Consider the following 25,969-nt stretch of genomic DNA (forward strand, 5'->3'; position numbering starts at 1 on the left):
ATCGATTAAGCCTTTCCCATTTTGGCTTTATTGAATCTGAGGCTTCTGGAGGTTTGGGCATGGTCAACGGCGAGGATGCCGTCCAGGTGGTCGTACTCGTGCTGGAGGAGCTCGGCGAGGTCACCATCGGCTAAAAGCTCTTGTTCTTGCCAGTCCAGGTCGAGGTATTTAATGCGCACGTGTTTGTAACGCTTCAGCCAAACTTCGAGGCCCGGAAAGCTGAAGCAGTCGTCCCAGACATAGAAGGTCTCCTTGTCGACAGGCTCCAGAACCGGATTGACGAGGACGGTCTCTTCGCCGTTCAAGTTCATATAAAGGATTCTGACTAAGGCGTCAATTTGCGGAGCGGCAATGGCGCGTCCGAAGCCAAAATTTTTCCTGAAGTTGAGGAGGGTATCCCTGAGGTCCTCTGCTACTTTTGCTGCCAACTCTTTTTGGGTGTCTTCCAGGGGCGCGCACTCGACTCTGAGGTGGTCGTGTCCCAGAAGCAGGATTTCTCGAATGGCCATTTCTACTGCTCCCTTCTGAAATGATAGTGTCCGACATGGTCTACGGGGACGAAGCCCAGTCGCTTGTAAATTCTTCCGGCGCTTGGGTTGTCATATTGGAGGGCGAAGGCTCTTCCCGGTGTGGCCAGGCTTTTTATCAGCCCCGCGACACAGGTTGAGGCGATGCCCCTGCCTCTGGCTTCAGGTTCTGTAGCCACACCCACGATCAAGGCTTGATGGGGGGATTCAAATTCACTTTGGGCACAGCCTATGATCCGACCGTTTTCCCGGACGACGACACCATGGCCGCGGCTGGTAAGGAGCTTCTCCTCCATGATGGGCCGGGGCGTGAAGGAGTGAAAGCATTGCTGGTAAAGGTCAATGATCTCGTCCAGATCTTCGACTTTGAGAGGCTCGAGGTTGAAAGTGATTTCTTTTCGGAGGGCCTCTGAAGCTGCGAGTTCAGGCGACATGACGGAGATTTCTGCGCCAATGAAGTGGCTCACAAAGAGGTTAAAAGGCTCAAGCTGCTTGCAATAGGACGCTGCTGCGATGAGCTGATTGAAGCCAATTTGCCGGATGGCTTCTGCGAAGGGCCGCAGGCTCTCCGGCTGAATGACAGGGTTGAGTAGATCTTGTGACATCATAAGCTGCGCGTTGCCTGAGGACCTCTGGAAATAAGCAGCTTTCAGTATGTCGTCGCTGCCTCGCAGGGTGATGACACTTTGAAAGGTCTTTTCTGGGTTAAGAAGCCCCAGCAAAATAAAGTAATGCCTCGCCGGGTCCTCCTGGGCGATGCTCTGGAGCTCCCTCCATAACCCGCGCCGGGTGATTTCGTCAGCTTCAAGGAATTGAGCGCTGTATTTGATTGGATGTGTCATGGATCACCTCGAAGGTTTGGCTTGAATGACATATTTCTTTGTATCTATGTTACCCTTTTTCTTTGGGGACGCGGACAAAAAATATTACAGTCCGCGTCCCCAACTCCACTTTGGTGCCAGAGCTACACCACGAAAAAAGCCGCTAAGGCTTTTAACCATGCGGCTTTGGATCACTTTATAGAATCACTGAAAACGGCTGGAATTTTTCTATTTCCCTGTCAAAGCGCTACTAAAAGTCATCCGACAGCAAACGCTTCTGCCCCTCAATAGCCTTAATTGGCGCAATGTTCTGCGTGACTTCCAGAGTCCCCAAGTACGCACCCTGATCATCACGCACCGCAAAGTATCGGATATAAATCATAGCGTCGCCCATCTGAATCCAGAAATGCTCGTGATCCTTGCGACCAGCCTTAAAGGCTTCAAGTATAGTCTCCACCACATGTACGCTTGAAGGCGGGTGGCAGTTCTGAACGGAGCGGCCAATGACGGACTTCGTGCGTGGGAAGATCCGCTCAGCGGACTGGGAGAAGTATTTGACGGTGTCGTCTTTGTCGATAAACGTCATGTCGATTGGCAGCGTATTCAGGAGTCGAGTCAGCTCATCCACACTAAGAATCCCCGTCTCCAGGCGGATGAGGCCATCCGAAGCAGTTGTGGGCTCAGCATCACCAGCCACAGCCTTTCCAGGGGCGCCAAACGGCACCATTCTGGATGGCTTCCACTTCGCTTCAGGACTGACGATACAGTAGCCAATTTCCTCGCTGTCCAGGGCGATCTCGACCCACTCGTCCTCAGTCAGAGTCTCCAGCAGCATTGGGATCAGGATGGAATCTTCCTTAAAAATCATGTCGAGAATCTTCGCATTCATGGCTTCAGCGGATTCCTGAAGCTCTGCAGCCGTCGCACCCGGACCAGCCAGCAACGCCTTGAATCCCTTGATCATCGCCCGAATCTCATCATCCACGCCCCACATGACTTTTGGCGGCGCTGAAATGCCGTACTTCTCCATGTAAGGGAAGAAAATATTCTCCTTGCGGCTGTAGTGCTTATCTATGTCCAGGAGCAGATTGACATCCTCAAGCAGCTCATAACGCTTCTCCGCCACAGTCGCATCCGTCAACGCCGCGACCTTTGGCATCAGCGTATTCTTCAGCAGACTCTCAATGGCAAAGTTCTCCTCGCGAAGCACCCGAACCGGATGACCGGGCTTTTCCTCTTCCTTCGAGGTTGTGTGAATCTGGGTGACCGCACCTCGGAAGATCTCCGCGTGAACGTCGCACAGCTTCTGGATCTCCTCAATGGCCATGCCCTCCGCGACCAGGCCGGACTCCATCTCGGAGATCTCGCTGGCCGACACGCCGTCGATCAGCTTGGCGAATTCGTTCTTGACGTCCGCAGGATCCTTGCCCTCGTGCAGCTGCAGGATGATGTCCTTCAGGACCTTCTGGCGCTCCGCGCGGTTGCTTTTCGCACTGCTTCGGTTATCAATGTACTCACTCAAAGTCATTCTCCTCCTTCAACGACAAACCCCGCCTCCTGCAAGGCAGTGATGATGGTGACCATCGGCACACCCTTCATTTGAGCGGCCTTAGGGATGGTCATGATCCGCGCCGCGGTCTTCATCATGATGGGATTGCCTACGCTCTCAAAGCCAAGGCTCTGCAGGATCCCGACCAGCTGCGGATAGTCCTCGCACAAACTATAAACCGTTTTATTCAAATCTAATATACCCATTTGTACCCTCCGTAACGATTTTCTGTCTCCATCTTAGCGAAATCGCGCAGGAAAAACTGTGATCGAAATCAAATAATGAGGGTAAAAATGATGAAAATAGTTTTAGCCGATGGTCACGGACCGCCAAATAAGCAGAGAGGGCAATAGGGGTAAGCCGCCGGGGTGGAAGCCGGTGTCAGACACCTTCTTCCACGTCATCTCACCCATCTCGCCAGCAGTTCGTGCACCGCCCGAATCACCGCCTGATTCTCCTCAAAGCTATAGCCGTCGACGGTGGCTTCCCGGCGTTTGGTGGCGCCATCGACTGCGCCCATGTCGACCATAGTCTGGAGGAGGTCGGAGGCGGTTTCGGTGGAAATCAGGAGGTCTCGGCCGCAGAGGAGGGACAGAACCCCCACTAGCACGTAGGCGCCCCAGTTGGAGACGGCCGCCGGCATCAGAATGTCTGCTGCTGTGACTGCGGCGATCGCATCGCCTTTTGGCACCTGCTTCACGACGGCCTCATAGAGCCGGCCCATGCCAATCTCGTTGCCGCCGTCGCCTATAGCCAGGGTTGGCTTGTGGTCCCGGGCTGCCAATTCAAAGAACAAGTCAAGGGAGGGGGTCATGTCGGAGATCACTTCGCCGCGCATGGAGTGGCAGAGACCATCGGCAGCTTTCCCCGGGCGCTCGATGGCAAACACCAGGTCCGGAGCAAAGTCGGTGTAGAGGTACTGAAGGGTCAACTCGTCGGCCTCAGCCGTGAAGGGATGAATGGCGGCGCGGAGGTTGAGTTTTGGGCTGCCGAGGGCCAGGAGCGGCGCGGAGTAGGCATCCGTGGCGAAGGCCGCCTGTATGCCCAGCCTCTCAAGGGCACAGCCGAGGGCTAGAGCGCCCGGAGGTCCGTCCGTCTCGCCGAGGGCCGCACCCCGGATGGGAAACCCGGTCAGAATAAGGACGCGTTTGGCGCCAAGGAGCCCCTGTGCAGCCTCCAGGTAAGCCCCTGGAAGATCCAAGCCACCGAGGCCACGACTCTCAAGCCTCTCATAGGCAAGGGCTTCGAGCTCAGAGAGGGTTCGCGCCTGATCAGCGCTCAGGTGATACGGTTCCTTTGGCATGGGTCGGTGTCCTCCTTGGGCTTTGGTTTAGTTCCATTTTACCCCGCAAGAATTGTGAAAACAAGAACAATCCGCCGATAGTCGTTGATCCGACTGAATCCTACACATTGAAAGGGGTTTTATGAAATGTCTGTCAACACTTCGCCCGAGTCGTCTAAGAAAGTGGACTACAAAAAAGATTTCAAATGGCTTTACCTGCCTAAGGAAAAGCCGGAGCTGCTTGAGGTGCCGGAGATCTTGTACTTGACCATTGAAGGCTCCGGCAGCCCGGACGCCCCGGCGTTTTCCGAGGCGGTGGAAGCGCTGTACGCACTCAGCTATGCGATCAAGATGTCCTATAAGAGCGCTGCGGTTCCGGACGGTTACTACGAGTACACTGTCTTCCCCCTGGAGGGTGTCTGGGATCTGATCGATTATACTCAAGCGACACTGGATAAGGAGAATTTCAAGTACACCTTGATGATCCGGCAGCCGGACTTTCTGACGCCGGCATTGTTTGAGCGGTTTTTGGCTGAGACCCTTAAGAAAAAACCGGGGCTGCCGGTGTCACGGGTGATGCTGACGACTTTGACGGAGGGCGCTTGCTGCCAGATGATGCACATGGGAAGTTATGCCGATGAGCCCGCAAGCTTCGCCGTCATGGAGGCCTACTGCGCTGAGCAGGGCTGGGTGCGTGCCTCCAAGACACACCGTGAAATCTATCTCTCTGATCCAAGAAAGACAGAATCCGCCAAACTGAAGACAGTGCTGAGGTTTCGAGTGGCGAAGAAATGACTTTTTTAGTTTGGGGACGCGGACAACTTTCATTTTGGGGACGCGGACGGTTTTCATTTTAGTGCCAGAGCTTGGTGTAAATTTACACCATTGAAGGCACTTAAACGTACCCTTCAAATTTTTCATCCGGTGAAACTTTTTAAGACTTCTGACGTCTAAGTTTATATTCCTGCTATTATAAACCGAAGCAGCTGTGGCCAGAAGCGCACTAACAGCCACAAAACAGAGATTTGAAAGGAGACCTCACGGATGAAAAAACTATCGATTCTCAGCATTATGCTGATCTTTGTGTTCACCCTCACTGCCTGCGCCACGCCACCAGCACAGCCGGAACCAGCGCCTGAGCAGCCACCGGTGACGACACCTCCAAACGGCGAAACCCCGGCCGAAGACCAATCCTACACAACGCCGCCTTTTGCCTTTCCAATTATTGGCGACTATCACGAAGGACTCGCCGAAGCCCAGAGCGCACTTCGCGAAAAAGGAGAAGGCCAGTTGTTCGGGCTTCTTATCGACAACACCGCAGCCTGGGAAAGAGCCATTGAAACCTATGGCTTTATAAGCGCCCGGGAAGGCCAGACTCTGAACTACGGCGATGCCTATTTTCAAAATTACGCGCTCCTGCTCGTCTTCGCGGACCAAGGCTCCAGCAGCGTTCAGTATCAGTTCGGAAAGGCTGAAGCTACGGACTACCTGATCGATGTCACGTTAGAGCAGTATCTGCCTGAAATTGGCACCACAGATATTGTCATGAAAGGCTTCGTCGCAGGCCTTGAAAAAGAATCCCTCTACCTACAGGACGGCAGCCCTAAACCTCTCAACATTACTCAGCGCACCATTCCGGTCGTGACCGACACGCCGGTGGATGATCTGACCATTGAAGATCTCAGGCTTGGCAATCTTGCAGTGAGACTCGCCGCCCTGGAACTTGACTTCCGAATGGCTCAAAAACCCGAGCGCGTCGAACTGAACCACGACGGTTACGAAGAGACACGCTACTATGAAAATGGCATAGAAATCATGATCATTGAGAACGAGGTCTTCATGATCTCCACAGACAATCCCAATTTTCCTACGCCGCGAGGCCTCAAGGTCGGAGACAGCCTCGAAACCCTCACCACCCTCTACGGCGAGGCTTCCGTGATCGAAACTCTCGAAAACGGCAACACTCTCCACAGCTTTGACCTCTCCGGCGAATACCACCTCTTCCACGCAGAACTTGAGGATAACACTATAGTGAGATTGCAAGTGAATTTGACAATGTAGCGGAAATCGTAAAAAGGGGGCTCCGGGGCAAGTTCTTACTTGTCCCAGAGTCCCCTTTTCATGAAGGGGCTGTTGCAAAATAGGCCCCCCTAAAAAAGAGACAGATGGAAATCTAATTGATGACCATCTGTCTCTTTAAATGCAAAAAATGAATCAGGACCGGCTCCAAGAGCCAGTCCCGATAGGGTATAATTGATTTATGCAGAACCAAATAACCCTAGATCATCATAACGCTTCAGCCCAATTTTGGCAACTGCCAATGAATTTTAGTGTGGGCACATTAATTCCAGAGGATAGCAAGGTCAGACTGGTGTGCAAAATAGTAGAGAGGATGGATTTAAGCGCAATAATAAGCACCTTGCCTAAAAAGGGCAGAAAGCCAGCCGTAGATTTTGTTAACTTCCTTAAAATTGTTCTTTTCTGTAATAGCGAAGGAAAATCATCAAATCGAAAAATTGAAGATTTTTGTGAGTATGATGTGAGAGGACACTACCTTCTTGGAGGTAGAAAAGCGCCGGATCACACCACGATCTGTCGATTTCAAAACATGCTCATTGATCATATGGCGGATTTGCAGAGACAATTTGTGGAAATACTCATAGAAGATGGGCATGTAGACCTAAAGAGTCTGTATATAGATGGGACTAAGATTGAGGCAGTCTCCAATCGATACACATTTGTTTGGCGCAAGGCTGTCGAAAAATATCAAAGCAAGCTAAAAGAACGCATGCTCAAAGAACTTAACATGTCAGAAAATAGCACCTTAAAAGAAGTCCAATCAAGGGTGTGTGCGGAGTTTAACAACATCAGAAACAGATGCAGCAAGCTGAAAATTGAGTTTGTGCGTGGTGTAGGTCATCGCAAGACCGTGCAGCAACGTGAGTACGAGTACTATAAAGAGATAAAAGAAAAGTTTGAAACATATGAAAAGCATCTTAAGGCTATGGGCACCAGAAACAGTTATTCAAAGACAGATCACGATGCAACCTTCATGCGCATGAAAGATGATCATATGCGAAATGGTCAACTTAAGCCTGCTTATAACATCCAAATGGCTTCAAGCGGCGCATTTGTCGTAGGCGTGATGGGCAGCCAGCATACGAATGATCTGCATACACTGAAGCCTTTTCTCGAAGAACTGCTGGCAGCGTATAGTTCTCGCATAAAAAACATCGTCACAGACGCAGGGTATGAAAGCGTGGAAAACTACGCGTATCTAGCCAGCAAAGGTTTGAAAGCTTACATCAAACCGGCAAATCATGAAACGAAAGACATAAAAAAGGTAAGAGAAGACATTAGCCGAAGAGAAAACATGCAATATATGGAAAATGAAGATGTCTATGTTTGCAAAGCTGGCAAAAAGCTCATCCGATGTAAAGACAGCATCAAGAGATCTGCTTCAGGCTTCGAAGACATCAACTGGGTTTACACATGCTTTGAATGCAAAGGCTGCCAATACAGTGACCAATGCATTAAAAGTCGAAAGAATCCTGATCCTGAAAAGAAAAGCCTGAAGTACTCTCCTGCCTTTGAAGCGTTCCGTAGTCAATCCGCAGAAAATATTGCATCAGAAGAAGGCATCAACGAGAGGATCAACCGCTCCATTCAGGCGGAAGGTGTATTCTCAAAAGTCAAAGATGGTCTTGCTTATGACCGGTTTCGACGTAAGGGAATGAAAAAAATAGTAGCGGATATGATTATGGTCGCTATGGCGATTAACCTGAACAAACTCCATAATAAAATCCAAAACAACCAGACCGGCATTATCGAGTACAAAAAAGCGGCTTAGCCTAGAAATTTTAAAACGCAGACACTAGGCTTTTTTGTCGACCCTATAATTAATGTTAATGGGTGACTCGAGCTAAAAGTCAATTTTCTCGAAAGCAAGTTATTGCAAATAGCACGCAAAAAGGCTGCTACAAAACTAAATTTACTAGTTTTGCAACAGCCCCTTCATCTTTTGTTTGACTGAGAGGAACTCGGTGTCTGACACCGAGTTCCACCCTTTTTCCCCTACAAAATCACATTCCGCAAGCGCCCAATGCCCTCAATCTCGCAAATGACCTCATCTCCAGCCTTCAGGTATTTAGGCGGGCTGAAGCCCATGCCAACGCCCTTCGGCGTCCCTGTGGCTATGATGTCACCCGGCTCCAGCGTCATGCCCATCGACAGATCCGCAATGACCAAGGGTATATCAAAAATAAAATCCGACGTATTGCCGTCCTGGCGCAGTTCGCCGTTGACGTAACTCTTCAAATCGAGGCTCAGTGGGAGCGGCAGCTCCGACTTGTGCACAAGGCATGGGCCGATGGGCGTAAAACCGTCAAGGCTCTTGCCCTTAAACCACTGCAAATGTCTGGCCTGCATGTCTCTGGCGGAAAGGTCATTCAGGATCGTGTAACCGAAGATGTAGTCCTCGGCCTGATCCGCAGGAATATCGCGTCCAGCCTTGCCTATGACGACCGCCAGCTCCACTTCATAATCCAGCTGAGTCGATCCGGAGGTGGAATAAGAAATCTCATCATCGGGACCCATCATTTCATAGACACGCTTCGAAAAATAGACTGGGTGCTCCGGCATGGTAGGCGCGTGGTTCAGATTCTTGGCAGTTTCCTTGACGTGCTCCCTGTAATTGAGTCCGAGACACAGCACATCGTGCTTGGTCTTCTGAATAGGTGCGAGCAGCGTCACATCTTCAGCCGCATAAGACGGAAATTCCTGCAGCGCGGCGCAGCAGCTGATTTCCTTTAGTACTGCAAGTTCGTCTTCAGTGACACGTTCAACAAACGCGTTCAAGGTTTCAAACTGCTTTTCGGGAATCAAATAGTTCAGGTCATAGATGTGCGTCATTGCCTTATTGTAGAGTCCCAGCTGAATCTGGTCTCCCGTTTTGAATCTGACAAATTTCACCGTGTGGCCTCCTTTGCATACTATTAGATTCATTATACTCATGTTTTACATCTTTTTTCGCGCTGCTCGCAGAAATATTGTTTTTTTTGTTAATCCCTGCATTATAATTAGGGTAGGTCTAATTTACCAGGGACTCGTTTACTGTGATTCGGCCGTCAGAGGGGCGAATGTGTTGTTTGCTGACCATCGGCTAAAAAAAATAACTGTCTTAACAGGAGGTTACTATGAACGACGTTATAAAAGCTTTGTACGAACGAAAAAGCGTCCGGCGCTTTCTTCCGGACCAGCTGAAGGACGAGGACATCCTCGCGGTCATTGAGGCAGGGAACCAGGCACCCAGCGGACACAACACCCAGCCGGTGCGCTTCACGATCCTGCAGGACCAGGCGCTGATCAACCACATCAACGAGGCCACAAAGAACGTCATGCGGGATTCTGAGATCGACTGGATCCGCAAGTTTGGCGCGAGCGAGCGCTACCACCTGCTGCACAAAGCGCCTACAGTCGTCATTGTCTCTGTCCGAAGCGACGTCTATTCCCCGGTGGCGGACGCCTCAGCGGCGGTGGAAAACATGCTGGTGGCGGCGCACAGCCTGGGCATAGGCTCTGTCTGGGTCGGGCTGATCAGTTCTTACTTTCAGCTGCCCGAGGCTAACGGGACCCTGAAAATCCGCGACGGCTACAAGCCGCTCTACGCCGTGTGCCTCGGTTATGAGGATCCCAAAAAGGTCCTTCCCAAGCCGTCCAGACAGAAGGATGTCTTTGACTGGATCCGTTAATAGCCGGTCTCTCGGGGCGGTTTGAGAAGAACATGGCCGATGGTCACACGCCTCAACCCCAGGACATCGACCACCACAAAGCTTGTGGCGCATTTTATTGTGAAGGAGAGATTCCCATGCAATTTCTGGTAATTGGACGCGACGGCTCTGACGAAGGCGCCATGGCGAGACGCCTGGCCGTCAGAGACAACCACCTTGCCTTGGCCCAGCAAATGAAAAATACGGGCGAACTGCTTTACGCGGCCGCATTGATGGACGAACGCGAGCGCATGGTTGGCTCTGCCTTGATTTTGGAATTCGAAGACCGCGCGTCGCTGGACGCGTGGCTGGAGGTCGAGCCCTATGTCACCGGCGACGTCTGGAGAACCGTCGAAGTCAGCCTTTGCAAGGTTCCGGGATTTATTAAGCCTTAGGTTTAAGTTAAGGGCCAATAGGCCACAGGCCGCGCGGACGGGTTTCATTCTGGGGACGCGGACAGATTTTAATTTGGGGACAGAGCTCGGTGTCATAATACTCAATTCTACGATAAAAGTCCTTCACTCCAGTGGTTTGCTCGCCACTATGAAGTGAAGGACTTTAAATTTTATGATTTCAGGTGCGCGTTGTTGGTTAAGGGACCATCGGCAGACTAAACTCTTTAAGGCTTTGTCTGGTGTGGTTCTGATCCCGGCACCAGACCCATACACCCTACACACTACACACTACACCCAACACCCTACAACTTACACTGCTTCAGCGTATAAATATCCTGCCTGCGGTGCGCAAGGAGCGGCAGCTCCCGCCTGACCTTCTCGACGTAATCCATGTCAAGCTCCGCCAAAATCATGCCCGGTGCCGCGTCCAGCATTTCGATAACATCCCCCCACGGGGACACTGCCAGCGAATGGCCGTAGGACACGTATGGACCTTTCACATCCCGCGCAGGCGCCACCCCTAACACATAGGCCTGATTGTCCAGCGCCCGGTTCCTGAACAGAATCTCCCAGTGCGCCGGCCCCGTCGTCATGTTGAACGCCGCCGGCACCACCAGGATTTTCGCGCCCTGGTCCACCATCATCCTGGCCAGCTCGGGGAACCGCAGGTCATAGCAGATCGCCAGGCCAACACGCCCGAATTCCGTCTCAAAAACCGTGACCTGGGACCCGGCCGACAGCGTGTCCGATTCCTTGAACCGCTGCCCGCCCTCAATGTCAATGTCAAACAGATGCATTTTGCTGTGCTTGGCCACTTGACGCCCCCTGCGGTCGAACACAAAGGACGTGTTGTAGAGCTTCCCATCCCGCGCCCGCTCCGGAATGGACCCGGCCACCAGCCAGATTCCCAGGCGCCCGGCAAGCTTGGAGAGATACTGATGGGTTTCGCCGCCCTCGGGCTCCGCATAAATAGGAAAACTGTCGCTTGAATACGGGCAGTTGAACATCTCCGGCAGCACCACCAGGTCTGCCCCGGCCTCCGCCGCCTGCGCCGCGTACCCCGCGGCCGTCTCGAGATTCGCACGCTTGTCCGCGGTCACCGCCATTTGAACCAAAGCTGCTTTAAGCTTCACGATCAGCCCTCCAGTACTTGAATAAACGCCTTCATGTAGGCCGGCAGGTCCATAGGCGCCCGGCTCGAAATCAGGTTGCCGTCCACGACCACTTCCTCGTTGACCCACTTGCAGCCCGCGTTTTCCATGTCGTCCCGGATCGCAGGCGTCGACGTCGCCGTGCGCCCCTTCATAATCCCGGCGGAGATGGTGACCCACCCCGCATGGCAGATTATGCCGATGGGCTTCCCATCCTCATTCATCTCCCGCACAATCGCCTTCACCTTATCATAACGTCTCAGCTTGTCCGGCGCCCAGCCGCCCGGAATGAGCAGCCCCGCGAACTCTGACCCGCTGATGTCGTCCCAGGACACATCGCTTTTATAAGGTACACCATGCTTCCCTTTGAGACCGCGACCACCTGCGTCCGAAGCCATCACCACATTATAGCCCGCCTCGATCATCCGGTAGTATGGATACAGCAGCTCAAGGTCCTCCGCGTAGTCATCCGTGAGAATCAGAATTTTGTCTTTTGCCATGTTCAAGCTCCTTTCGGTTGTCGCGTTCGGTTAGCCAACGACACTGTGAGAGTAAGTGCCTGTCTCACTTTTTTACCCGATTTTTCTAATTTGAAAACAGTCTGTTTGCCTCGAATGCGTTTGCCGCTGTTTGCTGCGGTCTCATTCTGGGTAACGTTGTAGTTATATAATTTGACGCTGCTTGTCAATGACGCGACTAATTTGTATAGATAGCAGATTGAATAAAAGCAAATAAAAGCAAATATAAGCAAAGAATGAAAAAACAATAACAAAAAAAGGAGGGCCGATGGCCATGTCCGATCCCCAGCACCCCGCCTATATCCCAGGCCTGCGCAACCTCAAAACCGCCCTGGCAGTCCTGATCATTTTGATCCTCGCGAAGCTGATAGACTACCCTGCCCCCATGTACGCCGGCATTGCGGCGATCACCACCATGCAGGACAGCATTCCCCATTCCATTTCCTATGGCAAAATGCGGATTATGGCCACTTTGGCTGGCGGCCTCATGTCTGTTATCATTCTGTACGCCACGCGGCACATCCCGGTCGAAAGCATTTCCATCCTGTTAATCCCTCTGGGCATTGTGTTGACCATTTTGCTGTGTAACATCATCCGCTTCAAGGAAGCGTCCGGGCTCGCGACGGTGGTCTTCGTCATCATCATGATGCAGTATACCGGCGACCCCTACACTTATGCCATTATCAGAACGATTGAGACCATTGCCGGAATCCTCATAGCCGTGGTGATCAACCGCTTTGTCAAGAGCCCGGAGCCTCCGGAAACGCTCAATACCGGCGCCTAAAAAAGACGGATTAAATGGGATCTCTCCCCATTTAATCCGTCTTTTCTATTGTCTACTTCATCATCAGCCAAGCACCCACAGCCGCCGCGATCACTGCAAAGACGTAAAAGAAGATCACAGTCCCCTGCTCGCCCAGCAGCTTCCGGAACAGCCTGATTTTGGCCATATTCCATATCTTTTCAGGTTTTTTCGCCGCAATCCAAACGACCGCGACGCTATACAGCATGAGAAATATACCTAAAAGTGCGAGTCCGTCCATTCAATAGACCTCCCTTTAAAGTTCAGTTCACCCTTCCGGTGGAAGAAGGGGTTGATAGGCAACAGCCGCTGATACCAATTTCCTTCCATCTTTATCCATCCATCCTCAGTTCAACCCCCGCGCAATCCGCCTGCTCAGCAGCGCGAAGACCACCGCCGTAATCCCCAGCACAATCCCCGTGTTCCGCAGAATCACGCCCCAGGTTGCCTCCAGCAGCACTATGCGGTTCATGCTGTCAAAAGCCCAGTAAAACGGCGACCAGTACAGTAAAAGATGCCACTTGTCCGCCAGGAAAATCGCACCCATGATCGACGCTAAAATGGGCACAAACAGCACTTTCATGCTGGAGGCCGCACTGATCACGTTGTCGTTCATAACCCCAATCACAAAGCCAATCAGCACGCTGATCAACGCCACTGAAAATACCGCCACCGTGACCATGCCATAGTTCAGCCCCTCAAATCCCAGGATCAGCAGCACCCCAAAGGCGTGGATCACCGGAATCACGACACCCAAAAGTCCTTTTCCAATAACAAAGGCCGCCCGGCTCACCGGCGTCACGTTCATAGCCGAAAGCGTATTGTCCTGCTTCTCCTCCACCAGGTTGATCAGGATCACCATGCCCCCGAAAACCGACATGAAGACCACCAGCACCGACGCCCCGTATTGCTTGAGCGGCGGCAGCTTCCATCCAATGTCGGAGACGAGCGCGTCCATCGGCAGCGCCAGGTCCTGGTTGACATAGGCATCCAGCACCAGCTCAAAAATCTCGTCCATGCCCTCCTGCTCGTTGCCTTCCTTCACAATCTCAAAGCCCCGCTCACCTACCTGGCGCAGGCCAAACACGTCGTCCGTGGCCCGGACCCTGCGTTCCACGGCCTCCACGTCCGCCTCCAGAACCTCCACTTTGCCGATGGTCTCAAGATATTCCACCACCGCCGGTTCTACACTCGGATCCACGGCTATCTGCAGCACATTGGCCCCTACGGACGGAATCAATCCCCGCAGGATGAGCGCGCTGAGGAACGGCGCCAAAATGACATACACTATAATATTATCCCTAAGGCCACTCCGAACATCCCGTCCGGTGATTCTCAAAATCTTACGAAGCATTACCCGTCACCTCCCCTTTGACCGAGTTCAGGACTAAGATCAAACCCATTTACCGGTCCAAATCCTAGCCTATGACCAAAACCGGTCCCAAACTCAAACTCAAACCGTCAGCGTCTTCTTGAACCGGTAAAGTGCCAGCATGAAAATCAGAGTCGCACCGGCCAGGAGCCCACCCGCCGTCGCAAAAACATAAGTCAGGTTTGGCTGCTGATACAGCAGCTCCCGGATCGACACCAGCATAGGATAAGTCGGGATCATCCGGATGATGAGCGGGCTGAAGGACGGCATAAAATAGGAAATCGTCGAAAACGCCAGCACAAAGACGACGACAAAAATGCTGCTCATGGCCTTCATCAGGTCATCGTAAAAACTGGTGAGCAGGAGCCCAATCGCTGTACCAAACAGGTTGGCCGCCGCCATAAAAATCATGAGCGGCCCATAGTGGGCGGACCCCCGAGCTATGGCCAGCGTCACCAGAAGCGACGTGAGCATGCCCGTGACCAGCATCATCCCCAGCTTGGCCAGCAGATAATCCGAAATCTTCGCGGGTGTCACCGTCAGCGCCTTGATCGTCCCTTCATCCTTGTCCATAAAGATGTAGGCCGCTACAATGAACAGCCCAGTAAAGGCGGAGTTCAGCACCAGGAACACCGGCAGCACCGTCAGCCGGTCAGACAGCTTCTCCCTGGTCCCGCCAAGGGTCGTGATTGACACCTGATCTTCATAGTCCGGCATATAGGTCGTGAGGTCCCCAATAAAAGTCTGCTTCAGCAGTTCCACCAGCTTAGGACTCTCGTAGCCCTGAAGCACAAAGTCATAGGTGATCCGTCCCTCTGCGCTCCTAAACACATGGATTCCCGCGGCCTCACGGTCCTCAAGCAAGGCGTTTTCAATGGCTTTACGGCTGTCCAGATAGATCAGCCGGTCCGCCTCAGCGCCCTCGTCGAACAGCGTCCGAACTTGAGTATAGGCCGGCTCCTCCAGCTCAATCAGCGTATAGATGTCATGCTCCGTTGTGAAATTCTCCGGCAGCACAAACAGCATCACCAGAATGAAAATCACCGCCAGCGCAATTTCAATATAAATGTAGAAGGTCCGAAAGGACAGCTTCAGGTCCTTCAAAAAAGTCGTCAGAAATTTCATAGCCTACACCAGCTTTCTACCGGTGACCTTGATGAAAATCTCCTCCAGCGTCGCTTCCTTGGTGTGCATTGTCTCAATCTTCCTGGTGGCCAGCACCTCCTGAAGCGCAGCGACCTCCACCGGATCCACCAGGGAGAAGTGGCGCCGGATCAGTCTCATGCCGCCTCCAGTGCTGCTTCCAGTGCCAGTAACAGTACCCCCGCCGATGGTCGCCTGACTCACAATGCCGGTGCCGCTTGCATCCAACTTAACGGCCTCCTCGGCCTCTTCCACATACTCCACCTCGACCAGCTTTTCGCCGTACTTGAGTTTGAGGTTTCTCGGAGAATCGATCAGCCTGAGCGTCCCGTCCACAATGAACCCCACCCGGTCGCACAGCTCGTCCGCCAGAAACATGTTGTGGGTCGTCAGGAAAATGGTGGTGCCCCGCTCCTTCTTCTCCTTCACAATATCCTTGATCACACTGGCGATGGCGGGATCCAGCCCCGTCGTAGGTTCATCCAGGAACCACAGGATTGGCTGATTGAGCATGCTGCGCACGAAGGTCAGCCGGTGCTTCATCCCCTTCGAAAACGTCGCCGCCTTCTTGGCCGCCACTTGGTCCAGCCCCACGAGGGTCAGCAGTTCCATAGGATCCAGGGTCGGCACGTCGAACAGCTTCCTGTAAAACTCCAGGTTCTCCAGCGCCGTCAGCTTGCCGTAGACGTTGGACTGCTCGAAGGAAACCCCCAGCTTATTGAACATCTCCCGCTTCGGATGGTGCATGTCGTAACCCGCCACCCGGACCTCCCCGGTCTTCAGCGGCAGCAGACCCGTCAGGATGTTCTGCGTCGTGGACTTCCCAGCCCCGGACGGCCCCAGGAGCCCGAAGGATTCCCCCTCCTCGATCTCAAAGCTGATGTCCTTCACCGCGTACTTGTCGTCGTTGGTGTACGAGTAGTATAGCCCTTCCACTCTTACCATGTGTTTCACCTCCTGAAATTGCAGAGCCTATTAAGCCTTCCCAATCCCAAACTTCAAAAGATCCAAAAATTTGCCGATGGTCACCAAAACCCCATCATCATAAAAATAGTCGTCCTTCTTGGCAATGTGCTTCTGGTAGTATTCGCTGATCTCCACGTTGAGGGCGCTGATCAGGTGGGCGGTGAGCCCCAGATCAATGTCCGGCCGAATCTCCCCCCGCTGGATCCCCAAGGTCAGCAGCTGCTCGAACACCTGATTCGACTTGTCTATGTTGTCCTCGATGATCTCCTTGAACAGCGCATGAGACGGATCGGACCTCAAACGATTCCCTATGACCACAAAATCCGGATTATCCCTCGCAAAATTTAGCCCTGTCTCATACATTTCTTTAACGATGACAAAAAAGTCGTGGTCAAAGGGATTTTTCATCACCGGCGTCAAGTACTCCATTTTTTTTGCGATGATCAGGGACATGATGTGTTTGTAGAGGTCCTTCTTGTCTTCGAAGTATTGGTAGAAGCTGCCCTTGGGTATCCCGCTCCCCTTGACGATCCGGTTCACGCTGGCGCTTTCGAAACTGTATTCCACGAACTCCCGAATGGCAGCTTCTTCGATTTTAGCGCGTTTTTCCGGCGGCAGATTAAAAAAAGTCTCTTTTGGCATAGCTGCACCTCCTGCTCAATTTGCAGATCTTTCTATTAATATGACCACTTAGTCATGTGACTTCTTGGTCATATTATACCTCTAATTCGGCGCGATAATCATTAAATATGGATTAAGGTTGGTGACGCGGACAACTTTCAACTTAGGGACGGGGGTGCGGACGTTTTCTTGGACGGTTTAGGCTACTAGTCCTTTGCTTCGCCTGAACACCAACGGGCTCATTCCACCCAGCGACATTTTGATTCTTTTTTCGTTATACCAGATTAAGTATTCATCTAATATATTCATAAACTCGTTCAGGCTAACACCGACCCATGAGCGATAATAAAACATTTCAACCTTGAGTCTGCCGAAGAAGCCCTCGCAGGCAGAGTTATCAGGTGAACAGCCTTTCTTTGACATTGATCTCACCAGGCCTGCATTGTCCATTCTGGATAGCCACCCTGGCCAACGGTAGTGGCATCCTCTATCCGAATGGACAATTGGACGCTGATCCTCTTGTAGCTTGTCTATGGCGCGATCAAGCATACTGTTAACCAGAGCTGCGTCGGGTCTTGTTCCAATTGACCAGCTCGTTATATAACCGTCATAGCAGTCTACTATTGGGGATAGGTATATCTTACCGGCGGGGATTGAAAACTCGGTTATATCCGTAAGCCATTTTGTATTTGGTGCGTCCGCATGGAAATCCCGATTAATCAGGTTGTCTGCTGCAGGTGCTATCTCACCTAAATAGGAACTGTACTTTCGCTTCTTTTTCCCGAAAACAACAAGTTTTAATGTTGACATGATACGTCTCACAATCTTCTCCGAAACACGAATGCCTTCCTGCTGAAGGAGTTCGTTAATCCGTCGATATCCAAATCTTCCGTGGTTTTCTTTAAAAAGATCAATAATTCGAAGCTTGATATTCTCGTATTTCTCAGGCATCAATGCAATCTGATGATGATAATGATAACTGCTTTTTGGTATATCAACATATTTCAATAATTCCTTAAGGGTATATTTATTTCTTAGGGCGTCGATCAATGTTGCTCTCACTTTGTTTGTCAATTTCTTCGGATCGACGCCCGGGTTCTTTTTTAGAATTATTGAGAGTTCTCCCATGAGTTCTTTTTCAATTTCCAATTTCCTGATTTGTTTTTTTAGCAATTCGATTTCAACCAAGAGAGCCTCTGTTCCTTCAGGGGGCTTGCCTTCATGGAGTTTATCATCAACTTTCAACATGATTATTGGATACTCCTTAGCGAGCAGAACACCGTTGTGTTTATAATTAGTTCTTCGGCCGACACTGTGCTTATCTCCGAGATCCGTCGCCCTGACACACGGCGTGTCGGGTTCTACGACGGCTTCCTTTTTCTGCGCTTGAGTGCATTGTATACTACTGACGTGCATTTTGCGATCATTTGGATTCAATTCATCACACCAGAGTCTTAATTTGCCCGTGGATGGATAGCCTAAAGCTCTTACTGTTCTTGAAAGATTTCTCCCGTGCGCCAGGTAATGATTAACGGCTACTTCCATTTGCTCTACTGAATACTTGACCTTTCTAGGTTTCCTCCCCCATTCGTCTCCGATTGATTGACCCCTTAGATAGTCTTTGTACCATCTCCGGATGACTCTACACGATGGAAAACCGAGCTCATTTGATACAGCGGCCGCAGACTTGTCGTACTTGATGTATAACTCGATTACTTTTTTCCTAACTTCCAACGAATACATACGGACAACTCCTGACTTTTTCATAGTCCAGGTTTTTGTCCGCACCCCCGACGCGGACGGTAATGTTTTGTTAACACAAGAATGTAAATTTGTTTATTATTAGCGTCCATTCGACCGCCATCCCCGAGGTGAAGGTTGTTCCGCAAGTCTTCCAAACAAAGCGGGGCATCCCCCGGCTGTCCACTGCAAACAGCCGGGGGATGCCCCGTTACCTTTTTCAGACTTGCTGCCAGCATAAATCGCTGCTTTGTTCATGCACGTCTGTTGGTTTTTACGACCATCGGCAGACGCCTTGGTCTTGATCTCTTAATTCCTGAGGCTGTGAATCGGTGCCGGAATCCGGCCGCCGCGCTCCACGAAGAGCTTGGAGGACGCCTTGTTCACCGGCATGATTGGGGCCCGGCCCAGCAGACCGCCGAACTCCACGTAGTCGCCCACGCCCTTGCCCTCGACCGGAATAACGCGCACCGCTGTGGTCTTGTTGTTGATCATGCCAATCGCTGCCTCGTCTGCGATGATGGCCGAAATCGTCTCCGCCGTCGTATCCCCCGGGATCGCGATCATGTCGAGACCCACCGAGCACACGCAGGTCATAGCCTCGAGCTTGTCCAAGGTCAAGATGCCCTTCTCGACGGCTTCGATCATGCCCTCATCCTCACTGACCGGAATGAACGCGCCGCTGAGGCCGCCCACGTGGGAAGACGCCATGGCGCCACCCTTCTTGACTGCGTCGTTGAGCATTGCCAGGGCCGCCGTGGAACCGTGGGTCCCGCAAGTCTCCAGGCCCATCTCCTCGAGGATTCGGGCCACGCTGTCCCCAACCTCAGGCGTCGGTGCCAAAGACAGGTCCACAATGCCGTAAGAAACCCCCAGCCTCCGCGACGCCTCCCGGGCCACCAGCTCGCCCATGCGCGTCACCTTGAAAGCCGCTTTCTTGATGGTCTCCGCCACCTCGTCGAAGCTCTTGCCGCGCACCTCTTCCAGCGCGACCTTCACAACCCCCGGTCCGCTGACGCCCACGTTGATGGTGCAGTCCGCCTCGCCCGGCCCGTGGAAGGCCCCCGCCATAAACGGATTGTCCTCCACCGCATTAGAGAAGATGACCAGCTTCGCGCAGGCGATGCTGTCCTGGTCCTTGGTCAGCCGCGCGCACGCCTTCACCACCTGGCCCATCTCCCGGATGGCGTCCATGTTCATACCCGCCCGGGTTGTCGCCACGTTCACCGAGCCGCAGACGATCTCCGTCTCCGACAGCGCCCTTGGCAGTGCCTGAATCAGGCGGATGTCGCCCTTCGTCATGCCCTTGTGGACCAGTGCCGAAAAGCCCCCTATAAAGTTGACCCCCACTGCCTTGCCCGCCCGGTCCAGCGCGTGGGCCAGCTCCAGCGTGACATCCTCCTCGGAAGCCCCCGCCAGCATGGCAATGGGCGTTACCGAAATCCGCTTATGTATGATGGGAATCCCGAATTCCTTTTCGATCTCCTGCGCCACTGGAACCAGCCGCGCGGCGACCCTTGTGATCTTGTCGTAAATCTTCTGCGCCATGACCTGACCGTTGCCATCGGCACAATCCATGAGAGAAATGCCCATAGTCACGGTCCGGATGTCGAGTTTCTGTTCGTGGAACATTTCCTGGGTGTCCAGGATTTGCCGCATGGTTAACATAACATCCTCCTAAATCTGGTGCATAGCGGTGAAAACCTCTTCCCGCTTCACTCTGATCTGCATGCCCAGCTCGTTCTCGACTTCCTGCATCTTCGCCTGCAGCTCCTCAATGTTCGTGTTGAGGCTGCCCAGGTCCACAATCATGACCATGGTAAACAGCCCCTGCATGATGGTCTGGCTGATGTCGTCGATGTTGACTTCCCGCTCGTACAGCGCCGTGGCGATCTTCGCGATGATCCCCGGCCGGTCTTTACCAAGAACTGTGATGACTGCTTTCAATTGAATTGCCCCCATTTCCCTCAAACAGGTCAGGTGTGACGGTGACGGTGTTAGCGCTTGCGCAGGAACCCGCCCGGGTCCGAGAACCAGAATCAGACTCAGAACCAGGACCAGGACCAGGACCAGACCAAAACCAAAACCTCCGCCGATGGTCACCCACCCACACCTTTTCTCCCGTTCAAGTTTTCAGAATTTTTCACATTATAGCACAGAACAGAAGGGCATGAACAGCATTTTATTAACAATATTTTATTTATATTAACGATTGTTCGTAATATTGTATGATTTTGTATACAATAATGCGGAAATACGACATCTTACCGTGATCGAACGTCATAAATTACAAACAATTAACTGTCAACTTCTATAAAAAAATGTGACTAAATAGAAAATAATCAGCTGAAGCCCGTATTTCTGCGGATTTGCTTGCAAAGATACGGGCTTAGTGTTATACTGTATTTAGTCACATATGTTACTAAAAAGGAGGACGAAAATGTACCTCGATTTTCTAGTCAAAATACCAGAAGTAACAGGTAAAATAACCTACAGAAAACGAGACGACTCCTGTTATGTTTACTATGAGTACGATAGGATCTATGATCCTACGCGAAAATTTACGAACGTAAAAAGAGCGATGATTGGGAAGCAGTCCAAAGCTGATCATCTTATGATGCAGCCAAACCAGAACTACCTGAAGTTCTTCCCGGAAGTAGAGCTTCCCGAAGAAAAGGATCGTTCATTAAGAAGCAGTTGTTTGCGAGTCGGGACTTATATAATTCTCCAAAAACTCATCAGAGAAAGCGGAATCCCGGACATGCTCAGCCGAGATTTTAGTAAAAAAGATGTAGGGTTGTTCTTGGACATGGCAGCCTATTCGATTATTACTGAAAGTAACGCTGCCCAGTACTATCCAGATTATGCTTATAATCATGCACTATTTACCACAGATATGAGGATTTTCAGTGATTCCAAGGTTTCGGATTTTTTAAAAAATATAACAGATGATCAAAGTGTGGGATTTTTGAATTCATGGAACGAATCAAAAGATCACAGAGAAAAGATCTATATCTCCTATGATTCAACAAATAAGAATTGTCAGGCTGGAGATATTGAAATGCTTGAATATGGCAATGCCAAAGTAGATCAAGGATCTCCAATTTTCAATTATTCAATAGCTTATGACACGAGAAACAAAGAACCACTTTTTTATGAAGCTTACCCAGGAAGTATAAATGACGTGTCACAGCTTCAGTTTATGCTGGATAAAGCAAAAGGATACGGCTATAGGAAGATAGGTTTTATACTGGATCGTGGTTACTTCGGCAAGAGAAATATTGAGTACATGGATCAGTGTGGTTATAGCTTTGTGATCATGGTCAAGGGAATGGCATCCCTCGTAAATCAGCTCATTCTGAAACATAAAGGATCATTTGAGAAGAAGAGACTCCATCATATCAGTGAATACAGAGTTTATGGCATGACAGTAAAGAAAAAGCTGTATGCTACGGATGAAAAAGATCGCTATTTTCATATCTATCATAGTATTGATAAGGAAAGTGCTGAGCGCAATATACTGGAAAATCGGATTGATGAGATGACAAAATTCATGAAACGTCATGCCAATGAAATGCGTGAATTTGGTGCGGGATTTGAGAGGTATTTTGAACTCTACTATGATGAACAAAAGAAGACGTTTCTATTTCCTGTTGAGAAGGCTGGTGTAATAGAAAGCGAGATTGATTTATGCGGATATTTCTGCATCATCACCTCGGAAAAGATGACTGCAAAAGAAGCTATTGATCTTTACAAAAGTCGTGATGTCTCAGAAAAGCTATTCCGGGGTGATAAGTCGTATCTTGGTAATAAGAGTCTTCGTGTGCACTCAGATGAATCGGCATCGGCGAAGATATTTATAGAATTTATTGCGCTGATCATCAGAAGCAAGATCTATACAAGTCTCAAAGAAGAAATGAACAAAATAGATAAAAGGCCGAACTTTATGACGGTCCCTGCGGCAATAAAAGAACTTGAAAAAATTGAGATGGTTAGACAGCTGGACAATGTTTATAGACTGGACCATGCCGTTACAGCAACTCAGAAGACGATACTTAAAGCCTTCGGAATTGACGTTTCATATGTAAAGTACAAAGCTGCTGAAATAAGTGAAGCGCTTATGAATGCAGAAAAAAATTACAAATAAGAGAGGATGCGAAACATGGCGAGAACGGTTGGAATGGATGCGTTGGAACAAAAGATTGAAAAGGCGCAATCGGATGTGGTGAAGGCAAAGGCGAAGTACGATGCGGCGCTTGCAACATTAAAAGATTTGATGGACAAACGCGATGCGATAAAACGTGATGAACTTATCAATGCCATAATGAAAAGTGATAAATCCTATGACCAAATCCTTCAATTTATACAACCAATTGATCAAGAAAAAGAATAGGCTGAAAACAACAAAAAACTCCTACAGCGATCACTGTGCAGGAGTTTTAGTCACATTTTTTCTGGAAGTTGACGTTAACGGGTGCCAGTTGCAGAGTTGAATTCTGTCCGTCCCCAAATATATTACGGTCCGCGTCCCCGGTTAAATTACTGTCCGCGTCACCAATTCTAAATTGGTGACGCGGACAGATATTTTTTCGGTGCCAGAGCATGCGAAAACGACTTTCATTCTCGCGCCCACCCCCGCCCGAACTCAACCCACTCAGCCTTACTCCCTTATCGCCTCCTTCAGCGCCTTCACAAATGCGCCAACCGGCGCCACCGCCCCTGTGCCGTGCTTCCCAACCAGGTCCACCACGGCGCTGCCGACTATGACACCGTCGGCATAATGCGCCAGCGCCTTCGCCTGCTCCGGCGTGGAAATACCAAAGCCCACCGCTGTTGGAACCGTCGCGTGCCTCTGAATCTCCCCAAAGAACGCGTCAAAATCCGTCGCGAACCCAGCCCGCGTGCCCGTCACCCCCAGGGAAGACACGCAGTACAGGAAACCCTCGCTGTTCTGGGCAATAGCATCGATCCGGTCCCGGGACGTCGGCGCCACCAGGCTGATCAGGTGAACCCTGTGCGCCCTGGCCTCCCCGGAAATCTCCACCTGCTCCCCGTAAGGCAGATCCGGCACAATCACCCCGTCAATCCCCACACGGGCACAGGCCTCAAAAAACCGGTCCTTCCCATAATGCAAAATACAATTCAAATACATCATCAGCAGCAGCGGCGTCTCCGCCACACCTCCAGCCCGAAGCCGCGCCACCAGATCAAAAATCCCCGGCAGCGTCGCCCCCGCCTCCAAAGCCCTGGCGCTGGCCGCCTGAATGATCGGCCCCTCCGCCATGGGATCCGAAAACGGCACTCCAAGCTCTACCAAATCCGCGCCCTGAGCAATCATCTCCCACACTAAAACCTCCGTCGTCGCCATGTCCGGGTCGCCCGCCGTCACAAAGGTGATCAGCGCCTTCTCCCTGCGATGTCTGAGCGCCTCAAAAGTCACATCAATCCTATTCATGGATGTTTTCCCCCCTGTACTTCGCCACCGACTGCACGTCCTTGTCCCCGCGCCCGGACAGACAGATCACCAGAATCTCCTCCGGCCCCATCTCAGGCGCGATCTTCCTCGCCAGCGCCACCGCGTGGGCCGACTCAATGGCCGGAATGATCCCCTCCACCTTCGCCAGGTACTCGAAGGCATCCACCGCCTCCGCGTCTGTCACCGGCAAGTACTCCGCCCTGCCGATGGAAGCCAAATAAGCATGCTCAGGCCCAATACCCGGATAATCCAAACCGGCGGAGATGGAGTACACCGGCATGATCTGCCCGCCGTCATCCTGCAGAAACAGCGATTTCATCCCGTGAAAAACCCCCGTCTCCCCCATGGTCACCGTAGCCGCGTGCATCCGCGTGTCGACGCCAAGCCCCGCTGCCTCCGCGCCGACCAGCCGAACGCCCGGAGAATCAATAAAGTCGTAAAACGCCCCCATGGCATTGGACCCGCCGCCCACGCAAGCAATCACGCAATCCGGCAGCCGCCCGGATTCCACAGCAAGCTGCGCCCGAACCTCCTCGCCAATGACCTTCTGGAAATCCCGTACAATCATTGGAAACGGATGGGGCCCCATCACAGAACCAATCATGTAAAACGTCGTATCCGCCTCCCCGGCCCAGCACCTGAACGCCTCATTGACCGCGTCCTTCAGGGTCCCAGTTCCGCTGGACACCCCCGTGACCTTCGTCCCCAGGAGCTTCATCCGGTAGACGTTGAGCTGCTGGCGCTCCATGTCCTCAACACCCATGAACACCTCGCACTCCATGCCCAGGAGCGCCGCCGCCGTCGCCGCGGCGACCCCGTGCTGGCCCGCCCCCGTCTCCGCGATCAGCCTCTTCTTGCCCATCTTCTTCGCAAGGAGCGCCTGCCCCAGAACGTTGTTGATCTTGTGGGACCCCGTATGGTTCAGGTCCTCCCGCTTCAGGTAAATCTGCGCGCCCCCCAGATCCTGGGTCATCTTCCGCGCCGGATACAGCATGGACGGCCGCCCCGCGTACCCTTCCAGCAACGCCTTCAGCTCCGCCCTGAACTCCGGATCCTGAGAAAACTTCGTGTATGCCGCCTCTAACTCAATCAAAGCGTTCATCAGCGTCTCGGGGACATATTGTCCCCCAAACTCACCGTATCTTCCTGGCTTTGTCATGCTCTTTTCCCCCCGACTCGTTCAATAATTTCTATGATCCCTTCCATCTTTGACAGATCCTTAAACCCGTCCGTCTCAATGCCGCTGGACAAGTCGATCCCATAAGGCTCGACCGCCCTCATAGCCTCTTCCAGGTTCCCGGCGTTCAGCCCGCCGGCCAGGAAAAAGGGCTTCGCAAGCTGCTCTTTCACGCCGCGAATCATGTTCCAATCCGCGACCACACCCGTGCCCCCGGCCATGCCCGGCGTAAAGGCGTCCAGCAGCAGCCGGTCCACCTCCAGCCCGTCCGCCGCCAGCAGCACCGCCGCGTCTGTCGTCCTCACGGCCTTCCAAATCTCATGGCATTTGCCGATGGTTCCAGAACACACACCCGACAGCGCCTCTTTAACTGCCCGAATCTCCTCAGGACCCTCATCGCCATGCAGCTGCACCACGTCGAGTTTCGCCAGCCGCACCGCCTCAAGGATTTCCTCCAAGGGCGCGTTGACGAACACGCCGACTTTCTTCATGCCTTCCGCCAGCCCAAGCCCCAGCTGCCCCGCCAGTTCAGGACTCACCTGCCGTTTGCTCTTCGCGAAGACAAAGCCAATATAATCCGGCCGAGTCTGATTCGCGTATTCAATATCCTCAGGACGTCTAAGTCCGCAGAATTTAATTTTCATTGTATGTCAACTCACTT

At 51.9% G+C, this 25,969-nt stretch carries 27 protein-coding genes; 8 read left to right on the plus strand and 19 right to left on the minus strand.

Features of this window, described 5'->3' with window-relative positions; all coding sequences use genetic code 11:
* Positions 1-5 precede the first annotated feature (5 nt).
* From AC4PHM_RS12255 to AC4PHM_RS12275, 5 genes are all read right to left on the minus strand, one after another.
* Positions 6-509: a peptide deformylase gene (locus AC4PHM_RS12255; RefSeq protein WP_492018048.1), complete on the minus strand. Its 504-nt coding sequence runs from the start codon at positions 507-509 to the stop codon at positions 6-8.
* A 2-nt stretch (positions 510-511) separates the two neighbouring features.
* Positions 512-1,369: a GNAT family N-acetyltransferase gene (locus tag AC4PHM_RS12260; protein ID WP_492018049.1), complete on the minus strand. Its 858-nt coding sequence runs from the start codon at positions 1,367-1,369 to the stop codon at positions 512-514.
* A 229-nt stretch (positions 1,370-1,598) separates the two neighbouring features.
* A complete protein-coding gene (locus AC4PHM_RS12265; protein ID WP_492018050.1) occupies positions 1,599-2,870 on the minus strand; it encodes a DUF438 domain-containing protein in 1,272 nt (423 codons plus the stop codon).
* Between the two features lie 2 nt (positions 2,871-2,872).
* Positions 2,873-3,103 (minus strand): DUF1858 domain-containing protein, encoded by a 231-nt coding sequence (locus AC4PHM_RS12270; RefSeq protein WP_492018051.1) that lies wholly within the window; start codon positions 3,101-3,103, stop codon positions 2,873-2,875.
* Between the two features lie 194 nt (positions 3,104-3,297).
* Entirely contained in the window at positions 3,298-4,200 is a 903-nt protein-coding gene (locus AC4PHM_RS12275; protein ID WP_492018052.1) for a DUF4392 domain-containing protein, read from the minus strand.
* Between the two features lie 126 nt (positions 4,201-4,326).
* Here AC4PHM_RS12275 and AC4PHM_RS12280 point away from each other — a divergent pair, with 126 nt between their 5' ends.
* The 3 genes from AC4PHM_RS12280 to AC4PHM_RS12290 all read left to right on the plus strand — a co-directional run bounded on the left by AC4PHM_RS12280 (position 4,327) and on the right by AC4PHM_RS12290 (position 8,029).
* Positions 4,327-4,974, plus strand: a complete 648-nt coding sequence (locus tag AC4PHM_RS12280; protein ID WP_492018053.1) for a GyrI-like domain-containing protein — start codon at positions 4,327-4,329, stop codon at positions 4,972-4,974.
* A 249-nt stretch (positions 4,975-5,223) separates the two neighbouring features.
* Positions 5,224-6,240 carry a hypothetical protein gene (locus AC4PHM_RS12285; protein WP_492018054.1) on the plus strand — a complete coding sequence of 339 codons (1,017 nt, stop codon included), beginning with the start codon at positions 5,224-5,226 and terminating at the stop codon, positions 6,238-6,240.
* Positions 6,241-6,499: 259 nt separating this feature from the next.
* The gene (locus tag AC4PHM_RS12290; RefSeq protein ID WP_492020509.1) at positions 6,500-8,029 is read left to right on the plus strand and encodes an IS1182 family transposase; all 1,530 of its coding nucleotides are present in this window, start codon (positions 6,500-6,502) and stop codon (positions 8,027-8,029) included.
* 224 nt (positions 8,030-8,253) lie between these two features.
* Here the strand turns inward: AC4PHM_RS12290 and AC4PHM_RS12295 are convergent, their stop codons facing one another.
* A complete protein-coding gene (locus tag AC4PHM_RS12295; protein WP_492018055.1) occupies positions 8,254-9,150 on the minus strand; it encodes a fumarylacetoacetate hydrolase family protein in 897 nt (298 codons plus the stop codon).
* A gap of 224 nt (positions 9,151-9,374) precedes the next feature.
* On the opposite strand from AC4PHM_RS12295, the gene AC4PHM_RS12300 reads away from it, so the two are divergent.
* Both AC4PHM_RS12300 and AC4PHM_RS12305 read left to right on the plus strand, forming a co-directional pair.
* On the plus strand, positions 9,375-9,929 hold the full coding sequence (locus AC4PHM_RS12300) for a nitroreductase family protein (RefSeq protein WP_492018056.1): 555 nt from the start codon (positions 9,375-9,377) through the stop codon (positions 9,927-9,929).
* A gap of 116 nt (positions 9,930-10,045) precedes the next feature.
* Positions 10,046-10,342: a YciI family protein gene (locus AC4PHM_RS12305; protein ID WP_492018057.1), complete on the plus strand. Its 297-nt coding sequence runs from the start codon at positions 10,046-10,048 to the stop codon at positions 10,340-10,342.
* A 302-nt stretch (positions 10,343-10,644) separates the two neighbouring features.
* Here the strand turns inward: AC4PHM_RS12305 and AC4PHM_RS12310 are convergent, their stop codons facing one another.
* Together AC4PHM_RS12310 and AC4PHM_RS12315 are read right to left on the minus strand one after the other, a co-directional pair.
* Complete coding sequence (locus AC4PHM_RS12310) at positions 10,645-11,475, minus strand: carbon-nitrogen hydrolase family protein (RefSeq protein WP_492018058.1); 831 nt, start codon at positions 11,473-11,475, stop codon at positions 10,645-10,647.
* A 2-nt stretch (positions 11,476-11,477) separates the two neighbouring features.
* Positions 11,478-11,993 carry a type 1 glutamine amidotransferase domain-containing protein gene (locus AC4PHM_RS12315; RefSeq protein ID WP_492018059.1) on the minus strand — a complete coding sequence of 172 codons (516 nt, stop codon included), beginning with the start codon at positions 11,991-11,993 and terminating at the stop codon, positions 11,478-11,480.
* Between the two features lie 292 nt (positions 11,994-12,285).
* Here AC4PHM_RS12315 and AC4PHM_RS12320 point away from each other — a divergent pair, with 292 nt between their 5' ends.
* Positions 12,286-12,795, plus strand: a complete 510-nt coding sequence (locus AC4PHM_RS12320) for an FUSC family protein (RefSeq protein ID WP_492018060.1) — start codon at positions 12,286-12,288, stop codon at positions 12,793-12,795.
* A gap of 52 nt (positions 12,796-12,847) precedes the next feature.
* Here AC4PHM_RS12320 and AC4PHM_RS12325 read toward each other — a convergent pair whose 3' ends face one another.
* From AC4PHM_RS12325 to AC4PHM_RS12360, 8 genes are all read right to left on the minus strand, one after another.
* On the minus strand, positions 12,848-13,054 hold the full coding sequence (locus tag AC4PHM_RS12325) for a hypothetical protein (RefSeq protein ID WP_492018061.1): 207 nt from the start codon (positions 13,052-13,054) through the stop codon (positions 12,848-12,850).
* 105 nt (positions 13,055-13,159) lie between these two features.
* The gene (locus AC4PHM_RS12330; RefSeq protein ID WP_492018062.1) at positions 13,160-14,167 is read right to left on the minus strand and encodes an ABC transporter permease; all 1,008 of its coding nucleotides are present in this window, start codon (positions 14,165-14,167) and stop codon (positions 13,160-13,162) included.
* 99 nt (positions 14,168-14,266) lie between these two features.
* Positions 14,267-15,310 carry an ABC transporter permease gene (locus AC4PHM_RS12335; RefSeq protein WP_492018063.1) on the minus strand — a complete coding sequence of 348 codons (1,044 nt, stop codon included), beginning with the start codon at positions 15,308-15,310 and terminating at the stop codon, positions 14,267-14,269.
* Positions 15,311-15,313: 3 nt separating this feature from the next.
* Positions 15,314-16,273: an ABC transporter ATP-binding protein gene (locus AC4PHM_RS12340; protein WP_492018064.1), complete on the minus strand. Its 960-nt coding sequence runs from the start codon at positions 16,271-16,273 to the stop codon at positions 15,314-15,316.
* A gap of 30 nt (positions 16,274-16,303) precedes the next feature.
* Positions 16,304-16,936 carry a TetR/AcrR family transcriptional regulator gene (locus tag AC4PHM_RS12345; RefSeq protein ID WP_492018065.1) on the minus strand — a complete coding sequence of 211 codons (633 nt, stop codon included), beginning with the start codon at positions 16,934-16,936 and terminating at the stop codon, positions 16,304-16,306.
* A 177-nt stretch (positions 16,937-17,113) separates the two neighbouring features.
* Complete coding sequence (locus AC4PHM_RS12350; protein WP_492017433.1) at positions 17,114-18,658, minus strand: IS3 family transposase; 1,545 nt, start codon at positions 18,656-18,658, stop codon at positions 17,114-17,116.
* 306 nt (positions 18,659-18,964) lie between these two features.
* Positions 18,965-20,323 carry a PFL family protein gene (locus AC4PHM_RS12355; RefSeq protein ID WP_492018066.1) on the minus strand — a complete coding sequence of 453 codons (1,359 nt, stop codon included), beginning with the start codon at positions 20,321-20,323 and terminating at the stop codon, positions 18,965-18,967.
* Between the two features lie 9 nt (positions 20,324-20,332).
* Positions 20,333-20,758: an ACT domain-containing protein gene (locus AC4PHM_RS12360; RefSeq protein WP_492018067.1), complete on the minus strand. Its 426-nt coding sequence runs from the start codon at positions 20,756-20,758 to the stop codon at positions 20,333-20,335.
* A 337-nt stretch (positions 20,759-21,095) separates the two neighbouring features.
* Between AC4PHM_RS12360 and AC4PHM_RS12365 the strand changes: the two genes are divergently transcribed.
* Complete coding sequence (locus AC4PHM_RS12365) at positions 21,096-22,802, plus strand: IS1634 family transposase (RefSeq protein WP_492017490.1); 1,707 nt, start codon at positions 21,096-21,098, stop codon at positions 22,800-22,802.
* 15 nt (positions 22,803-22,817) lie between these two features.
* On the plus strand, positions 22,818-23,048 hold the full coding sequence (locus AC4PHM_RS12370) for a hypothetical protein (RefSeq protein WP_492017489.1): 231 nt from the start codon (positions 22,818-22,820) through the stop codon (positions 23,046-23,048).
* Positions 23,049-23,315: 267 nt separating this feature from the next.
* Here the strand turns inward: AC4PHM_RS12370 and trpA are convergent, their stop codons facing one another.
* Genes trpA through AC4PHM_RS12385 form a run of 3 tightly spaced genes read right to left on the minus strand, consistent with a single transcriptional unit; the run spans position 23,316 to position 25,952 of the window.
* A complete protein-coding gene (gene trpA / locus AC4PHM_RS12375; RefSeq protein ID WP_492018068.1) occupies positions 23,316-24,110 on the minus strand; it encodes a tryptophan synthase subunit alpha in 795 nt (264 codons plus the stop codon).
* Positions 24,103-25,290, minus strand: a complete 1,188-nt coding sequence (gene trpB / locus AC4PHM_RS12380) for a tryptophan synthase subunit beta (protein WP_492018069.1) — start codon at positions 25,288-25,290, stop codon at positions 24,103-24,105. Before trpB ends, trpA begins: the two co-directional genes overlap by 8 nt.
* Complete coding sequence (locus tag AC4PHM_RS12385; protein ID WP_492018070.1) at positions 25,287-25,952, minus strand: phosphoribosylanthranilate isomerase; 666 nt, start codon at positions 25,950-25,952, stop codon at positions 25,287-25,289. The genes trpB and AC4PHM_RS12385 overlap by 4 nt, the downstream gene beginning before the upstream one ends.
* Between the last annotated feature and the right edge of the window lie 17 nt (positions 25,953-25,969).

The organism is Acidaminobacter sp. QWL-03, assembly GCF_058683855.1.

Coding starts and splice junctions, on each gene's coding strand:
- AC4PHM_RS12255 (WP_492018048.1), bottom strand. CDS start 509: ATGGCCATTCGAGAAATCCTGCTTCTGGGACACGACCACCTCAGAGTC.
- AC4PHM_RS12260 (WP_492018049.1), bottom strand. CDS start 1,369: ATGACACATCCAATCAAATACAGCGCTCAATTCCTTGAAGCTGACGAA.
- AC4PHM_RS12270 (WP_492018051.1), bottom strand. CDS start 3,103: ATGGGTATATTAGATTTGAATAAAACGGTTTATAGTTTGTGCGAGGAC.
- AC4PHM_RS12275 (WP_492018052.1), bottom strand. CDS start 4,200: ATGCCAAAGGAACCGTATCACCTGAGCGCTGATCAGGCGCGAACCCTC.
- AC4PHM_RS12280 (WP_492018053.1), top strand. CDS start 4,327: ATGTCTGTCAACACTTCGCCCGAGTCGTCTAAGAAAGTGGACTACAAA.
- AC4PHM_RS12285 (WP_492018054.1), top strand. CDS start 5,224: ATGAAAAAACTATCGATTCTCAGCATTATGCTGATCTTTGTGTTCACC.
- AC4PHM_RS12290 (WP_492020509.1), top strand. CDS start 6,500: ATGAATTTTAGTGTGGGCACATTAATTCCAGAGGATAGCAAGGTCAGA.
- AC4PHM_RS12300 (WP_492018056.1), top strand. CDS start 9,375: ATGAACGACGTTATAAAAGCTTTGTACGAACGAAAAAGCGTCCGGCGC.
- AC4PHM_RS12305 (WP_492018057.1), top strand. CDS start 10,046: ATGCAATTTCTGGTAATTGGACGCGACGGCTCTGACGAAGGCGCCATG.
- AC4PHM_RS12315 (WP_492018059.1), bottom strand. CDS start 11,993: ATGGCAAAAGACAAAATTCTGATTCTCACGGATGACTACGCGGAGGAC.
- AC4PHM_RS12320 (WP_492018060.1), top strand. CDS start 12,286: ATGTCCGATCCCCAGCACCCCGCCTATATCCCAGGCCTGCGCAACCTC.
- AC4PHM_RS12325 (WP_492018061.1), bottom strand. CDS start 13,054: ATGGACGGACTCGCACTTTTAGGTATATTTCTCATGCTGTATAGCGTC.
- AC4PHM_RS12330 (WP_492018062.1), bottom strand. CDS start 14,167: ATGCTTCGTAAGATTTTGAGAATCACCGGACGGGATGTTCGGAGTGGC.
- AC4PHM_RS12335 (WP_492018063.1), bottom strand. CDS start 15,310: ATGAAATTTCTGACGACTTTTTTGAAGGACCTGAAGCTGTCCTTTCGG.
- AC4PHM_RS12340 (WP_492018064.1), bottom strand. CDS start 16,273: ATGGTAAGAGTGGAAGGGCTATACTACTCGTACACCAACGACGACAAG.
- AC4PHM_RS12345 (WP_492018065.1), bottom strand. CDS start 16,936: ATGCCAAAAGAGACTTTTTTTAATCTGCCGCCGGAAAAACGCGCTAAA.
- AC4PHM_RS12350 (WP_492017433.1), bottom strand. CDS start 18,658: ATGTATTCGTTGGAAGTTAGGAAAAAAGTAATCGAGTTATACATCAAG.
- AC4PHM_RS12355 (WP_492018066.1), bottom strand. CDS start 20,323: ATGTTAACCATGCGGCAAATCCTGGACACCCAGGAAATGTTCCACGAA.
- AC4PHM_RS12365 (WP_492017490.1), top strand. CDS start 21,096: ATGTACCTCGATTTTCTAGTCAAAATACCAGAAGTAACAGGTAAAATA.
- AC4PHM_RS12370 (WP_492017489.1), top strand. CDS start 22,818: ATGGCGAGAACGGTTGGAATGGATGCGTTGGAACAAAAGATTGAAAAG.
- trpA (WP_492018068.1), bottom strand. CDS start 24,110: ATGAATAGGATTGATGTGACTTTTGAGGCGCTCAGACATCGCAGGGAG.
- trpB (WP_492018069.1), bottom strand. CDS start 25,290: ATGACAAAGCCAGGAAGATACGGTGAGTTTGGGGGACAATATGTCCCC.
- AC4PHM_RS12385 (WP_492018070.1), bottom strand. CDS start 25,952: ATGAAAATTAAATTCTGCGGACTTAGACGTCCTGAGGATATTGAATAC.